Source organism: Enterococcus sp. DIV0724b (assembly GCF_050531475.1).
Taxonomy (GTDB): Bacteria; Bacillota; Bacilli; order Lactobacillales; family Enterococcaceae; genus Enterococcus_L; species Enterococcus_L haemoperoxidus.
In genome coordinates this window covers 3,258,450-3,274,341 of the sequence record NZ_CP172890.1, presented here as the reverse complement: position 1 = coordinate 3,274,341, position 15,892 = coordinate 3,258,450, and the positions used below count along the sequence as shown (strand labels likewise).

12 protein-coding genes are annotated in these 15,892 nt (G+C 35.0%); 7 read left to right on the top strand and 5 right to left on the bottom strand.

The genetic code is table 11. The features are described 5' to 3' along the window. Positions 1-83 precede the first annotated feature (83 nt). The 3 genes from IGJ02_RS15195 to IGJ02_RS15185 all read left to right on the top strand — a co-directional run bounded on the left by IGJ02_RS15195 (position 84) and on the right by IGJ02_RS15185 (position 3,051). Entirely contained in the window at positions 84-1,100 is a 1,017-nt protein-coding gene (locus IGJ02_RS15195; RefSeq protein ID WP_430602605.1) for a LacI family DNA-binding transcriptional regulator, read from the top strand. 304 nt (positions 1,101-1,404) lie between these two features. Continuing rightward, complete coding sequence (locus tag IGJ02_RS15190) at positions 1,405-2,220, top strand: ParB N-terminal domain-containing protein (protein ID WP_430602604.1); 816 nt, start codon at positions 1,405-1,407, stop codon at positions 2,218-2,220. 3 nt (positions 2,221-2,223) lie between these two features. After that, positions 2,224-3,051, top strand: a complete 828-nt coding sequence (locus IGJ02_RS15185; RefSeq protein ID WP_430602602.1) for a ParB N-terminal domain-containing protein — start codon at positions 2,224-2,226, stop codon at positions 3,049-3,051. Positions 3,052-3,145: 94 nt separating this feature from the next. On the opposite strand, the gene IGJ02_RS15180 is transcribed toward IGJ02_RS15185, so the two are convergent. After that, on the bottom strand, positions 3,146-3,727 hold the full coding sequence (locus IGJ02_RS15180; protein ID WP_430604126.1) for a lytic polysaccharide monooxygenase: 582 nt from the start codon (positions 3,725-3,727) through the stop codon (positions 3,146-3,148). Positions 3,728-4,493: 766 nt separating this feature from the next. On the opposite strand from IGJ02_RS15180, the gene IGJ02_RS15175 reads away from it, so the two are divergent. Continuing rightward, the gene (locus IGJ02_RS15175) at positions 4,494-6,959 is read left to right on the top strand and encodes a heavy metal translocating P-type ATPase (protein ID WP_430602601.1); all 2,466 of its coding nucleotides are present in this window, start codon (positions 4,494-4,496) and stop codon (positions 6,957-6,959) included. A 119-nt stretch (positions 6,960-7,078) separates the two neighbouring features. On the opposite strand, the gene IGJ02_RS15170 is transcribed toward IGJ02_RS15175, so the two are convergent. The 3 genes from IGJ02_RS15170 to IGJ02_RS15160 all read right to left on the bottom strand — a co-directional run bounded on the left by IGJ02_RS15170 (position 7,079) and on the right by IGJ02_RS15160 (position 9,268). Continuing rightward, positions 7,079-7,744 (bottom strand): NAD(P)H-dependent oxidoreductase, encoded by a 666-nt coding sequence (locus IGJ02_RS15170; protein ID WP_034683798.1) that lies wholly within the window; start codon positions 7,742-7,744, stop codon positions 7,079-7,081. A 122-nt stretch (positions 7,745-7,866) separates the two neighbouring features. Continuing rightward, positions 7,867-8,214: a winged helix-turn-helix transcriptional regulator gene (locus tag IGJ02_RS15165; protein WP_430602599.1), complete on the bottom strand. Its 348-nt coding sequence runs from the start codon at positions 8,212-8,214 to the stop codon at positions 7,867-7,869. Positions 8,215-8,260: 46 nt separating this feature from the next. Continuing rightward, the gene (locus IGJ02_RS15160; protein ID WP_010762359.1) at positions 8,261-9,268 is read right to left on the bottom strand and encodes a serine hydrolase domain-containing protein; all 1,008 of its coding nucleotides are present in this window, start codon (positions 9,266-9,268) and stop codon (positions 8,261-8,263) included. Between the two features lie 562 nt (positions 9,269-9,830). Between IGJ02_RS15160 and IGJ02_RS15155 the strand changes: the two genes are divergently transcribed. Together IGJ02_RS15155 and IGJ02_RS15150 are read left to right on the top strand one after the other, a co-directional pair. Then, positions 9,831-11,033: a multidrug effflux MFS transporter gene (locus tag IGJ02_RS15155; protein ID WP_430602598.1), complete on the top strand. Its 1,203-nt coding sequence runs from the start codon at positions 9,831-9,833 to the stop codon at positions 11,031-11,033. Between the two features lie 133 nt (positions 11,034-11,166). Further along, positions 11,167-12,075, top strand: a complete 909-nt coding sequence (locus tag IGJ02_RS15150; RefSeq protein ID WP_430602597.1) for an AEC family transporter — start codon at positions 11,167-11,169, stop codon at positions 12,073-12,075. A 185-nt stretch (positions 12,076-12,260) separates the two neighbouring features. On the opposite strand, the gene IGJ02_RS15145 is transcribed toward IGJ02_RS15150, so the two are convergent. After that, the gene (locus IGJ02_RS15145; protein WP_430602596.1) at positions 12,261-13,778 is read right to left on the bottom strand and encodes a UDP-N-acetylmuramoyl-L-alanyl-D-glutamate--L-lysine ligase; all 1,518 of its coding nucleotides are present in this window, start codon (positions 13,776-13,778) and stop codon (positions 12,261-12,263) included. 464 nt (positions 13,779-14,242) lie between these two features. On the opposite strand from IGJ02_RS15145, the gene IGJ02_RS15140 reads away from it, so the two are divergent. Next, a complete protein-coding gene (locus tag IGJ02_RS15140; protein WP_430602594.1) occupies positions 14,243-15,892 on the top strand; it encodes a putative polysaccharide biosynthesis protein in 1,650 nt (549 codons plus the stop codon).

Below are 15,892 nucleotides of genomic sequence, written 5' to 3'. Positions count from 1 at the left end.
AAGACATCAATCTGTGGTATTATTTTCTACGATAGAATGATTTATTGACAGATTTATAATGAACCGTGAAAGGAGTGGGAAAGATGACGATTACAGTGAAAGATGTTGCTAAAAAGGCTGGAGTTGCGACTTCTACTGTTTCCAGAGTAATCAATGATCATTCCAGTATTTCGGATGCTACGAAGAAAAAAGTCTATAAAGTAATGGAAGAAATGGGGTATGTCCCGAACATTGCTGCTCGAAATCTTGGGAAACGATCTTCAGGAGCCGTGGGTGTGATCTTGCCGCCATTAGATTCTCGCGAGCGGATGGGAAACCCATTTTATTTAGAGATTATTGAGTCGATCAATGACGAGGCACGCCAACACAGCATGACAACAGCGATCGCAACGGCACAGACTTTTGAGACTTTACTGGAAAACGTACAGCTAATGCATCGGCAAAAACAAGTTGACGGTTTTATTTTGCTCTATTCTGATAAGGACGATCCCGTCATCGATTACTTATTCGAAAATCAGGTTCCCTTCTCCTTGATCGGTCAACCTTATACAAATGAAGAGAAAGTGATTTATGTAGATAACGATAATCAGCTGCTAGGAAAACATGCAACTGATTATTTGATTGAAAATGGCCACAAAACTATTTTATTTATTACGAATACGACACACGAAAATGTTTATTATGAGCGCTATTTTGGGTATCAAAAAGCGATGATGTTAGCGGGTTTAACGGTGCTTCCTTCTGTTGATATGGAGAAGCCAGAAGATTATGTAGCATTTGAGGAGCTTTTAAAAGACACACAAGCAACAGCGGCTGTCGTGATTGACGATATCTTTGCAATGCGGATGATCCAGTTAGCGCAAATGTATGGCTATCGTGTACCAGATGATTTTTCGGTGATCAGTTTTAACAATTCGATTTATGCGACGTTAGTCCATCCTTATTTGACAAGTATTGATATCGATATTGCAGAACTTGGGAGAATGGGGATGCAAAAACTGATTGAGTCATTGCAGGAAAAAGAAGCGACAGGCGTTCGGATGGTGATTCCGCATAAATTGATTAAGCGAGAGACGGTACTTAGTTTGGGTGAGAGGTAATTATGTTTTTGGATTAAATATTTAAAATGATAAAAAGCTCTTCTATTGTTAAACTCACATTGATTGAGTTTAACAATAGAAGAGCTTTTTTGTTTATTCTAGGTATTATTCATAATCTATGACTATAAACCCAAATGTTATTTTGGAGTCTAATTGTAACTCAATTGTAACTATTAGGAAATTAAATTGGTGTAAAATTTTTTAAAAGTATAAGTAATCAATTGTTTTGTTCTCCTTAAATATGGAGACAGGTGTAAGAAAAGGGATATCTAAATATAAAATTATTGTTGAGGAGGAGTTCTTAGTGGGGGAGAATATTGGTAAAATTTATGAAACAGAGGAATACAACAAGTTTAAACTATTAAAAGGGAATAGAAAAATCAAGAAAAATATTAGTTTAGAACAATCAATAGTAAAAAATGGTATTTTAATCCCAATTGCAGTAAACGAAAATTTTGAAATATTAGATGGGCAAAGTCGGTATGAAATTGCAAAAAAGTATGGGAAAAAAATATTTTATTGCATAAGTAAAGGGTTAGGAATGAATGAAGTCATAGAGTTAAATAGCACAAAAAAAGCTTGGAAATTCGATGACTATATTAATAAATTTGTAGTTGATAAGAATGAGGAGTATGAAAAGTTGAACCAATTGATACAGGAGTATTCAAATATACCTATTTCATCCTTGGCTGCTGCTGCTCAAGGATTTTTAGATTTAACTTTCTATTCAAGTAGAAAAGTTCGTGAGGGAAAGTTCTCCTTCTATAATTATCCTCATTTTTGTAGATTTTTAGAAAGCTATTCAAAGTTTATCAATCAAACTAATTTGAAAAGTAGTCAGTATGTATTTTTAAGTTATTTTAATCTATGTACAATAAAAAAATTTAATCAAGAACGATTGATTAAAGGAATAAATAAAAAACGTAACTTAGATTATATTAATAGTAATATGAGTCTTGATGTAGTTATTGAGGAATTTATACACGCTCATAACTACGGTTTACCTGGAAACGCAAAGAATGGTATGGCTATCAATTTTGAGCTATCTAAAAAAGAAAAACCAATTATTTCGGAAGAACGTGATTTGCTACTAGTTAGAACAAATAGGAAGGTGAAATAGTCTATGGATAAGATAATCAGCGATGTATATTTAACTAATGAATATGAGCAGTTTAAAAAAATTCCGGGAAACAGAAAAGTTCGCGCTAATATGAAGTTAGAAAAATCTATTTTAAAAAAAGGAATTCTTACGCCTATTGCTGTCAATAGTATTATGGAAATCATAGATGGTCAACATCGATTCAATATTGCCAAAAAATATCAGTTACCATTACCATATTATGTAACTATTTCTAAAAATATGGATGATATTATCGAATTGAATAATACTTCACATAATTGGAGTATACAAGATTATATCAATAAATATGTTAGTGATGGGATAGAATCTTATATTAAGCTAAACGATTTGTTAAGTCGTTACAAAAAAATTCCAATAGGAGATATCATTTCAGCAGCACAAGGAAGCTTGGTGAAGAGCTGTAAAGAGAATGACAAGTTAAAGGATGGAAGATTTACGATATTAAATGAAATTGAGTTTGAGCCAGTACTAAATAAATTTAATGATTTTATTTATAAGACAGGTATTAATCCAGTATCTGGTTCATTCACTGCATTTTTTAATATTATTAATATAAAAAAATTTGATCTAAATTCTTTTATTGAAAAAGTGAATGATCAAGATTTAAAAACTAAAATAATAGGTATTAGGAAGAGTGAACAACTTTTAAAACGATTTGTAGAAACTTACAATTTTGGATTAATACCAGGATCTTGTAATTACATTGAGTATAGGATGGAGAAAAATCGAACGATAGCCATTAAAGAAGAATATATAAAGAATTTAATTTCACCAGATTACTTGATAGATATTATTAATGAAAAGCAATAAACAAGCCAATATAAAACTATCTTTGCTTTTTATTATTCTCTAAAAAAACCAGAGACAAAAGTCTCTGGCTAAAATGTATAAGTTTAAAAGGGTATTATTTTACATTCACATCAATAGCTTGGAAGAATGAGTTAATTGTATCGTTAATGTCCCAAACGGCATAAACGACATGATATCCACTTCTGTCAGTTGGAATATTTACTTGTTGCATTTCATCTACAGCTGGCGTAAAGCCTTCTCCTTTAGGGAAGTCTTCACCGATAGGTTGACCGATTACTTTAATAAGATCCATATTTTTTAAAGTCAAAGGTTCATTTTGGTTCCAACCTTGTTTTGTCATATAGTATCTGTATCTGTTTGTCTTGTGAACAGCGGTATGGTGCCAATTGAAATTATTTTCTCCAGTGCTGATCGTATTTTTAACCCATCTACTTGAAGTTTGCTCGTTCAATGGTGAGTATACATCTAAACCGGCAGAAGCTAATTTACCATTCAATTTTCCAGAATCCAAATCAGCAGTCGGAGCTTCAATTCCTTGTGGTGTCGAGATGATTTCAGGATGTGATGAAATTTCGCCAGGTCCCCAACCAAACCCGTTTGCTTTAGCATTGACCACTCGGCTTGCAGGTTGATTTACGTAACCGTGAGCTGATGCTTCGTTTCCTCCACTAAACATTGTTAATCCTGTAACACCTAAAGCTAATAAACATAACGTTAAAGATTTCTTTTTCAAAATGTTCTCTCCTCTACAAATTGGTTAAATAATTATTTACAAACTGATAATAACACTGTTTGACAAGTTTACGAATCATTATGTATGTTATTTAATGTGCGGAAGATATTTAAAATAAAATAACATAGTTGGAAATTAAAAAATAGTATCAGAAAAGTTGTTTTATTTGTTTTTACACTTTATGTTAATTAAATGTATAATAAAGTGATGTGCTGTTGCTGTTAAGTTTGGTTAAAAATTCTTAGTAATAATTTTGATTAACAAAAAGAAAATATAAAAGGTTAATTAGTGAGTAATTATCTATATTTTTATGATATAATAAACAGAAAATGATGAGTATGATTAGTTTTTGAGTATGTAAATTAAAAAATAACCAAAAAAATCGAAAAATATTTTATTTAAAGGTTTAAAAGAAGGAAAAATATATCTATCTTTAAATAGCTATTCACTTGATTAAGTTAATGAGTTGAAGTGTATTTGAAATCAAAAATAAAAGCTATATGAACTCACTTTTGAACTAGTTTCGAGTATTCTACTTAAAGAATGCTCGAAACTATTTTTTTATACTATTTAAATAAAACTGTCAGATCTTTAGGTTGACAAATAGAATATTCTACCTTAATATAAAGAAGAAATGAGTCGACTACAAACATAGTCGATGTGTGTATAAGCATAAAATAGAAAGCAAAAAATAAAGGAGATGGAGAAAATGGAAGCAAAAACATTTGATATAGAAGGAATGACCTGTGCCTCTTGTGCGCAAACAGTAGAAAAAGCCACCGCAAAGCTAACGGGCGTATCAAAAGCCACTGTCAATCTAGCGACAGAAAAGCTAAATGTTGAATACGATGAAAGTAAATTATCAGAAAGAGACATTCAAAAAGCCGTATCCGATGCAGGATACGAAGCATTAAGTAATGTCCAGCAAAGAACATTTGATATAGAAGGAATGACCTGTGCCTCTTGTGCCCAAACAATCGAAAAAGCCACAAGTAAATTAACAGGTGTCACAAAAGCTTCTGTCAACCTAGCGACAGAAAAAATGGTTGTTGATTTTGATCCATCAACAATAAACGTTTCTGACATTACCAAAGCCGTATCAGATGCAGGGTATGAGGCAATTGAGCAAGTAGATTCTGCAGATACTGTAGACAAAGACCGCGAGAAAAAACAAAAACATATCAAAGAAATGTGGCAACGTTTTTGGCTATCAGCTGTGTTTACAGTTCCACTATTATATGTTGCGATGGGACATATGGTTGGCTTACCATTACCGACATTTCTAGATCCAATGATGCATGCTGAAACTTTTGCAATGGTTCAATTGGTTTTAACGATTCCTGTATTGTATTTAGGTAGAAGTTTCTTTACAGTTGGGTTTAAAGCCTTATTTAAAGGTCATCCTAATATGGATTCGTTAGTTGCTTTAGGAACTAGTGCAGCAGTAGCGTATAGTTTATATGGAACAGCGATGATTTTTGCTGGTGATCCACAATTTACGATGGCGCTTTACTATGAATCAGCGGGTGTGATTTTAACCTTGATCACATTAGGTAAATACTTTGAGGCAGTTTCAAAAGGAAAAACGTCAGAAGCTATCAAGAAATTAATGGGTCTCGCACCAAAAAATGCCCGTGTTTTCCGTAATGGGCAAGAAATGGAGATCCCAGTAGATAGTGTTCAACTAGACGATACGATCATTGTCCGCCCAGGTGAAAAAATTCCTGTAGATGGTGTTGTTATCGAAGGTTCATCAGCAATCGATGAGTCGATGCTGACAGGTGAAAGTATGCCTGTTGAGAAAAAAATCGGTGATAATGTTATCGGTGCAAGTATTAACAAGAATGGCAGCTTCCGTTTTAAAGCAACTAAAGTCGGCAAAGATACAGCATTGTCTCAAATCATTAAATTAGTGGAAGATGCGCAAGGCTCAAAAGCACCGATTGCCAAAATGGCGGATAAAATTTCTGGTGTTTTTGTACCAATTGTAATGGTTTTATCTGTCTTGGCTGGTTTAGCTTGGTATTTCTTAGGACAAGAATCTTGGGTCTTTGCATTGACGATCACGATTTCCGTTTTAGTTATCGCTTGTCCATGTGCGTTAGGACTAGCAACACCGACAGCAATCATGGTTGGAACAGGAAAAGGCGCTGAAAATGGCGTATTGATCAAAAGTGGGGATGCACTTGAAACGACACACAAAATTGAAACAATCGTTTTCGATAAGACAGGAACAATTACAGAAGGCAAACCAAAAGTGACAGATATCGTGACAATAAATGATATCAGCCGTGATGAACTCTTAAGACTAGCCGCTTCAGCCGAAAAAGGGTCAGAACATCCTTTAGGTGAAGCAATCGTAAATGGTGCAGAAGAAAAAAATCTAGCCTTTGCCAAAACAGAAGATTTTGCAGCAATTCCAGGTCATGGGATCGAAGTGACGATTGAAGGCAGCCGCTTATTGTTAGGGAATAAAAAATTGATGGATGACCGCGGTATTTCTCTAGGGAATTTAGGCGTTACCTCCGATCAATTAGCAGAGCAAGGAAAAACACCAATGTATATTGCCAAAGACGGTAAGATTGCTGGAATTATCGCAGTAGCAGATACAATCAAACCAAACAGTATCCCAGCAATCAAAAAACTGCATCAAATGGGTATTGAAGTGGCGATGATTACAGGGGATAATAAACGAACAGCTCAAGCGATTGCTAAGCAAGTTGGCATCGACCGTGTGCTAAGTGAAGTTTTACCGGAAGATAAAGCCAATGAAGTGATGAAACTTCAAAAAGAAGGCAAAAAAGTTGCCATGGTTGGAGATGGAATCAACGATGCTCCAGCTTTAGCGCAAGCGGATATCGGGATCGCAATTGGTTCTGGTACAGATGTTGCAATGGAATCAGCGGATATCGTCTTGATGCGCAGTGATTTGATGGATGTACCGACAGCGGTAGAATTGAGTAAAGCCACAATCAAGAATATCAAAGAAAACCTATTCTGGGCCTTTGCCTATAATACATTAGGTATTCCGGTAGCGATGGGTGTACTGTATCTATTTGGTGGACCATTGTTGAATCCGATGATCGCAGGGGCTGCAATGAGTTTTAGCTCAGTATCTGTATTGTTGAATGCGTTAAGATTGAAAGGGTTTAAGCCTTCAGTGTTGAAGAAATAAATAGATAAACTTAAGATGAAAAAATCGACTAATTTCTTAGTGAGCAGTAAAGAATACTGCTTCTAAGGTGATTAGTCGATTTTTTCGCTGTTCAAGTGAAGAGATAGAAAGGATTTATTTTATTCGACAACAGTCAGAATTTCATCAGTCGTTTGGCGTTTTTTCAATGGTATTTCTTTTGTACGATAACCTAATCCAAGCATATAAGAAACACCGAATTCAGTTGTATCTAACAGTCCTTTTTTACTCAAATAAGTTTCTAATTCAGATCGATTAAAGCCTTCAATGGGACAACTATCAATTTTCAATAAAGCTGCAGTAGTCATCATGTTAGCCAAAGGAATATACGTTTGTTTTGATGCCCAATCGAATAGAGCGCGTTCACTGTTTAAATCAAAATCTTTTACTTGAAACTGTTTGAACATTTGAGTTTGTGGTGCATCAGCTGAAAACGGTAGGCCAAATACATCTTCGACCATATGTTTGACATGAGAGCTATCAGCCGTAACATTTTTACGTGCTAGTGCTATGATAAAATGGCTGGCTCCGTTTAAACTGTTGATTGCGCCCCAAGCAAATTCTTTCAATTCTTCTTTTACTTGAGGGCTTTCGATTAGTAAAAAAGACCATGGCTCATATCCAAATGAGCTTGGAGACAACCGTGCTGCTTCTAAAATTGTTTCCCAATCTTCTGCTGAGATTTTCTTGGATGGGTCAAACGCTTTTGTGGCATGACGATGTTCAAAAGCTGATAAAATCTCTTGGCGTTTTTCTGGTGTGTTCATAGTCAATTTGTTTTCCTCCATTTACTTGAAAGTTTATCGCGCTAAGCAATAAGTGATTTTAGTGTAAAGGAAGTAAGTAGTGATGTAAATCGGGGAATTTTTTTATACCATCATTTGAACGGCTAGTGTATTTCTGAATGTTGTGTATTAAATGAATTGCCCCAATGATACATTGATTCAATAACAGGAGCTAATGTTCGGCCATATTCGGTTACGGAATAACTCACAGCTATGGGTTTTTCCTGTATTACTGTCCGTTGAATGAGTTTATCGGCTTCTAGGTCTTTTAATTGTAAACTTAACATTCGTTTAGTGATACCAGGGACAAAACGTTGTAATTCGCTGTAACGATAAGACCCTTCAAAAATCAAATGGTACAGCAGCACACATTTCCATTTACCTGAAATTAGTTGTAAGGTTGATTCTACAGAACAACCGTCTAAACAATTATGAATTTTCCGATTTTTCATTGTATCACGCCCTTTTACTTATTTATGAGTATAACAAACAAGTTTCTTATGACTGTATCTTATCATCTTTTTCAAGTAAAACCGTAGAAAGTTCTTTATGCAATGCCCAAACGTTTTGCCCTAAATTGCTCATGATCGTAATATTCTGGTTTAATGAGCTATCATAAGAAGAAATAAATGAAACACCTGGATCTTGCCCTTGCATATAAGGAAAAGCCTGTTCGTTATTTTTAGCAATCCAAAAGCCATAGCCATAATAATCAGAAGCTTGGATGGTTTGCATCAAACTCACCGCATGTGTAGAAATAATTTTTCCGCTAAGCAAGGTTTGCCAAAAACATTCAAGGTCTTTTAAGGTAGTAAAACAACCGCCAGCCCCAGTTCCTTTGACGTCTATACTATAAATATTGCTGTAATATGCTTTGGCTTCTTCATCGTAGATGTAAGCATTAGCGACGTTAGCTGGCAGTCGATCCAAAGCGAAATAACCTGTTGAAGTCATACCAGCTGGTTCAAAAATGACTTGTTTCAAATAACAATCAAAATCTTGGCGAGTGAGCTCTTCGATGATCGTAGCTAAAAGAACATATCCGGTATTATTGTATTGGAATTTTTTCCCAGGTGTATCCACCATTTTTTTATCAATAAAAAGTGGCAATAGATCGCTGTTTTTGCGTATTTTATAATTAGGAAAATCCTTCCATAATTCAGCATAATCAGTAATTTCTTCTTCATCATAATAATCCCCGATTCCAGAGGTATGATTCAGTAGTTGGTGTACTGTAACTTTAGGGTCGATGTTAGGCATATTTTTTGAGAGAATTTGATTGATTGGCTGATCAATCCCCAGTTTCTTTTCTTCAATCAGTTTCATGATTGCAACAGCAATGAAGGTTTTACTACCGGACGCTGTTCCAAAAATCGTGTTTACATTATTTTTTATTTGATTAGGAAGATCTCGATAGCCATATGCTTCCATTAATATAGGTTCATTATTGGATGTGATGCTGATAAGGCCGCTGAAATCTTTTGGAATAGCTTGTTTTAAGTTCATGAGGGAAACTCCTTTATTTAGAATATGTATATAGTAAGTTTACCATTGAATGGCTACTAGTCATTATTTTATTTTCTGATAAAAGTTTGAACGGTCAATACTTAAAACCAGAAAAGTGATGATAGTTAAAGTATTGTTGGAATTGAAATCGTAACTGGATATATGCTACCATAAAGAAGATGTTAAATAAACGTATAGTAAAAGAAAAGGAAGTGATTCGCTGGTGAATACATATAAATTAATATTGATCATGCTCCCGCCGCTTCCCGGAGATAGATGTTTTTTTTCAACTCTGTAAGGTAATGAAATTGCTAAGTGGGCTAGCTCTTCGTAAAAAAAGATAAAATATGTCAGTGACAAAGAACGCCACAACCATATTTTCCTATTTTTCAGTCAAAGCTGAATGAGCCCACCTCGCTTTTAATTTTATCTAGCTAAGTGGGCTAGCTCTTCGTAAAAAAGATAAAATATGTCAGTGACAAAGAACGCCACAACCATATTTTCCTATTTTTCAGTCAGAGCTGAATGAGCCCACCTCGCTTTTAATTTAGGAGGAAGTATTTTGAAAAAAAGCATCAAAATTCGTGTACCATCTTTAGTGTTACTGATTGTTTTAGTTGGATTTCCACAGATCAGTGAAACGATTTTTACTCCGTCGCTGCCAGATATTGCCCATGATTTTCAAACATCCATGGCAATGGTTCAGTTAACGTTGAGTATTTATTTTCTAGCTTTTGCGCTAGGTGTGTTCTTTTGGGGCTGGTTGTCTGATTTTGTTGGGCGACGTAAGGCTATGCTTTATGGATTGTTGTTTTACGGGTTAGGTAGTTTTCTTTGTTTTCGCTCATCAACGATTGAGATATTACTTATGGCTCGATTTGTTCAGGCTTTTGGTGCCAGTACAGGATCCGTTGTAACTCAAACAATATTACGTGAAAGTTATTCTGGTAATCAGCGCCATGCGTTATTTGCGCAAATTTCTGCAGCTCTTGCGTTTACTCCGGCGATTGGTCCATTGATTGGCGGTGTTGTTGATCAGTATTGGGGGTTTAGAGCTGTCTTTCTTGTATTAGTATTGATGAGTGTTTTGATATTCTGTTATGCATTTTTGCGCTTGCCTGAAACGTTTGAAGTTAATAAGCGAGTACCAGTAAAATTATTGCCGATCATTAAACGATTTTTAATAAATCCTAAAGTATTGACTTATGGTTTTTTAATAGGCGCGATCAATGGTATTTTATTCAGTTACTATGCAGAAGCGCCATTTATCTTTATAGAACAATTTCATTTATCGGCAGCGATGTATGGATTTTTAGGCATTGGTGTGGCAGGTGCGTCGATTCTAGGCTCTTTATTGTCCAAAAGGTTACTGCCAGTTTATTCACCGGAAAAAATTATTTTGATTGGGATTAGAACGTTGGTGTTTGGTGCAATTTTTCTGCTTTGTGTCAGTGGGGGAAGTATTCTTCTGGAGAGTATCCAGTTTTGGCTAATGTTGATGGGGATTTTTATCTTGTTAACTGGAGCAGGGATGGCTTTGCCTAATTGTCTAAGTTTAGCGTTGACCGATTTTCAAGATGTGATCGGCACTGCAGGAGCAATCTTTAGCTTAGGTTATTACTTGTTGGTTAGTCTATTCACGTTTTGCATGAGTAAATTGCATAATGAGACTTTATGGATGATGCCTTTGTATTTTCTTGCCATTGGTAGTTTGATGCTATTGTTAGTACGAAAATTTTTATTGTCTAAGAATAAAGTAAGTTAGCTAAGTGAAAAAAACAAAAAACATCTGTGCAAAAAAGTTGCACAGATGTTTTCTTATTCAAACCAGTAAGGAATAAATTTTTTTGCTATAATTTATGGTAGTGTTAGAAATAATTAAGTGAGGGGTGCGTTGGATGAAGGAAATTTTATTACAGGCAATTGGGTTCTGTTTTGTTATATTTTTAGGGTATTTAATGAAGCGAATTGGCTTGCTGAGTAAAGCAGATGGTGGTATGTTGTCAGTTATTATTGTAAATATTACCTTGCCGGCAACCGTGATCGTTAGTTTAGCTAACGTGGTTGTTTCAGGCACGCTATTTTTCTTATTAGCAATGGGAATTGTTTTGAATATCTTGGTTATTTTGATTGGTGGTAAAGTAAGTAAGAAACGTTCCGTTTTAGAGCAGAAATTCCAAATGTATTCAATGTCAGGCTATAATATTGGTAATTTTAGTTTGCCGTTTATCCAAGGTTTTTATCCGTTAGCGGTGCCATTTCTTTTGATGTTTGATATTGGCAATAGCGTGATGTTGACAGGTGGAACCACCTTGTTGATTGATAAAGTGGTTGGGACTAAAGAAGAGACTACGTTTAAGAAAATCGTTTTAGCTTTGTTTAAATCAGCACCGTTTACAGCGTATATGGTTATGTTGCTGTTACGAATCATTCAGTTTAACTTACCTGTGGAAGTGTTGGGTGTGTTAGAAATGATTGCCAAGGCAAATGGTTTTTTATCGATGTTTATGATCGGACTATATTTTGAATTACGTTTACCTAAAAAAGCGCTGCACTTAGTAAAAGAAGTTTTAGTTTGGCGTTATTTATGTGGAGCGATTTTTGCGTTATTATTTGCTTTTGTCATTCCGCTAGATCCATTGTTACGGATTGTTTTAGTCGTATTGAGTGTGGCACCCATGCCAACTTTTTCGGTGATCAATAGCGTTAAGGTCGGAATGCCGGAAGAGACAGTTGGATTTACGTCTTCTGCGAGTATTTTGATCAGTTTAGTATTGATGACACTAATAATGATGTTTATGGGATGACACTAGAAAAATGTGAGTGAGAGATAACTCTTTGAGTTATATCCCGCCCACATGGAATCGGTATAAATGGAGGAAGCAGAAGCAATTCCTTCTTATTTGCTGTAAAACACAACGAAGTAGGAGTTGATGTTGCATAGTCCCTACTTGGTTTTTGGGATTAAACACACCTGTTCCAACCTCTCAGGTTATTTAAGTATTAGACGTTCAGCAATATAGAAATCACCTTCATAAGGCGTATCTTCTCCACCTACTTTTTGGTATAGGTCTGCGCCTTTTCCAGCTAAGACGACGGCGTCTTCTGCTAGACTCATTGCCAAAGCTTTTTCAATTGCTTCACTGCGGTCTTCAATTATTTCAACTGGAATATCCGTTGTGATGTATGATTGAATCTCTTCGCAAATCGTAACGGGATTTTCATCAGCTGGATCATCTGTAGTTAAGATAGCAATATCAGCTAATTCAGATAAGACAGTACCGAAATCTTTTCTTCTGGAAATAGCTTTATTTCCAGTACTGCCAATCACCACAAGTAAACGGCCAGTAGGATGCTCTTTTTTGACAAAGGCTAACAGATTTTTTAAACTATCATAATTATGCGCATAATCTACATAGATTTTTGCACCATTTGTATTCGTTAATAATTCCATTCGTCCAGGAACAGTCGTTTCTTTGATTCCTTTCTCACAGTCATTGCGTGTAGCGCCAACTAAGGCACTAGCAAGAACAGCGCTCAAGGCATTCCCCTTATTAAAATCACCGCCCAAACGCAAGTGATACTCACCAGAAACAGCTAAGGAGTCATTTTTTCCTTTGATAGAAAAGGCAAGAGAATCATCTGCACAGGTTTGATAGATATAATCTGTGTCTGGAGATGCTTGGTCGCCATAAACGATATAAGGAATTTTATGCAATTCAGCTGTTTCTTTCAATAATTGAAAATAATCGGATTCGTGATTAAAAATCATCGTTTTTGAATGCTTAATTAGTTGTCGTTTACAGTAAAAGTAATCATCAAATGTTGGATGTTCGATCGGACTGATATGATCCGGTGTAATATTTAGGAAAATTCCTACATCAAAAAATAAACCATACACGCGATTTGTTTTGTAAGCTTGAGATGACACTTCCATAATGAAATGAGTCATGTTGTTTTTTACAGCTTCTGCCATCATTTGATAAAGGTCAAGTGACTCAGGGGTTGTTAAATGTGATTTGAAAAAGGTTTTTCCATCTAACGTAGAGTTCATAGTAGACAACATGGCTGTTTTGTTATTTGTAGCGTTATCTAAGATAAATTTAGTAAAGTAAGCAGCAGTTGTTTTGCCTTTTGTGCCAGTAAAACCAATTAATTTTAATTTATTTTGCGGATAGTCATAAAAAGCCATGCTTAAAACAGCCATTGCCTTTTTGATATCTGTCACAATGATTCCTAATGTTGCGGGGACATCATAAGGTTGTTCTGCTACATAAACAGTAAGCCCAGATTTGACTGCCATTTCTAAATACTCTGATTTGAAATTCATTCCTTTACAGAAAAAAAGAGTATTAGCATTTACAGTACGGGAATCATAGGAAAGAGTGTCAAAATTTTTATTATTCAACGAGGTAGGTAAGGTCAAAGACCAGCCGTCAGCTGAAGTAAATTCTTTTAAAAGATGTTCTTCAAGTAAACATTCTCGGATTGTTTCTAAAGAAATAGTCATCATTACGCCTCCAAGCAGTATCTAATAATCTGATTTTCAGATTTTTTGGATAGAAAACTTTAGAAATTCATCATACAATTTAAACGTCAAAACTTCAAGGCGCTTGACTGGTAGGTGGGGAAAAAAGATTGCGAAATTCTTAATGCAAATACGTCTCATTCTAATATAAAAAAGGAATTAAAATAACAATCATATAATAAGTATTTTTTTATCTAATATAAAAATAATCACAAAATTTAATTAGTATAGAGCGTTTTTTTTCTTTTAATATAAACAAAAATGGAATAGTTATAAATGAAGTGTTTCGTTGGTTTTTAGATATTTAAAATATGAAAACGACTGTTTTTTTACAAAATCTGTGTGGAAAGTATAAATAAGTTAATTTATTCAAGAAAGTCGTTGCATATACTTGGTTTAACAATTAAAATAAAGAAAGCATGTTCAAAGAAAGTTGGAGGAGTTAAATGATAAATCAACCAAATCCTGCTGATCAACCGATCTTGACTAACCAAGAGAAAATGGTTAAAGGATCTGCTTGGATGACAGCTAGTAATATAATTTCTCGTTTGTTGGGTGCGGTATACATTATCCCATGGTACGCATGGATGGGAGAACACGCCAACGAAGCAAATAGTTTATCTTCAATGGGATATACTGTGTATGCTCTCTTTTTATTAATATCTACAGCGGGGCTTCCTGCGGCTATAGCTAAGCAGACCTCTTATTACAATTCATTGAATGAATATAAGCTCAGCCGACAGCTTTTTTATAAGGCTCTTCAGTTGATGGCTATTTTAGGTGCTATTTTTGCAATCATAATGTATCTTGCAGCACCACTTCTAGCTAAGTGGTCAGGCGGCGGAGAAGAATTGATTCCAACGATGCGTTCACTAAGTTTAGCTGTATTGATTTTTCCTTGTATGAGCGTTGTTCGAGGGTATTTCCAAGGAAACCAAGATATGATGCCTTATGCTTTGTCACAAATTGTTGAACAAGTTGCACGTGTTTTTTATATGTTATTGACAGCATTTATTATTATGAAAGTCATCGATGGAAATTATGTTGATGCAGTAACACAATCAACACTTGCCGCATTCGTAGGAATGTTAGCTAGCTTAGTTGTTTTACTTTACTATATTCGTAAACAAAAACCAATGTTTGACTATCTTGAAGCTCACAGTGCCAATGAGCATGAAGCTTCAACTCGAGATTTATTGACAGAGACTTTAAAAGAAGCAATTCCGTTTATTATTGTTGGATCAGGTGTGACAGTTTTTAAACTAGTTGACCAGTTTACATTTTCTAATTTTATGAATACCTTTACCGCATATTCTGGCAGTCAGTTGAGAACTTTGTTTGCAATATTTAATGCAAACCCAGATAAACTAACAATGGTAGTGATTGCGTTAGCAACCTCTATTTCAGCTACAGGGTTACCATTGATCACTGAAGCGATTACCTTGAAAAAATACCGTGATTTGTCTAAATTGATTAGTAATAATTTTCAATTGTTTATGTTTGTGATGTTGCCGGCGACATTCGGTATGATCGTCTTAGCAAAACCACTTTATACAATGTTTTATGCACCAGATGACTTAGGTGTTTCGGTCTTGATTCAAGCCTGTTTTGCTGGTTTGTTTATGGGATTATATATGTTATCATCAACAATGTTAATGGGGATGTATGAGAATAAGGCCGCCATCAAATACTTTGGTTTAGGTCTTGCTTTGAAATTGATCGTTCAATATCCAAGTATACGACTTTTCGAAGTTTATGGCCCATTGATTGCTACGATGATCGGGTTTGCGCTATCTTGCGTGTTGATCATGAGAAAAATCAAGAAAGTCAGTCACTTTAATTTTGGCTTGACGTTACGACGCGGTTTATTGATTTTTTTGATCACATTAGTAATGATGATTGCAGCAATCGTGATGAGACAATTCTTGTATCTATTCTTGGATCCAACACGCAAATTCCAATCTTTTGTGATTATCATGATCGTAGCGGCATTTGGCGGAGCAGTATACGGATATATCACATTAAAACTGCGCTTAGCGGACAAATTACTAGGAGCAAGTGTAGTTAAAATTCGTCGTAAGTTGAAAATAAAATAA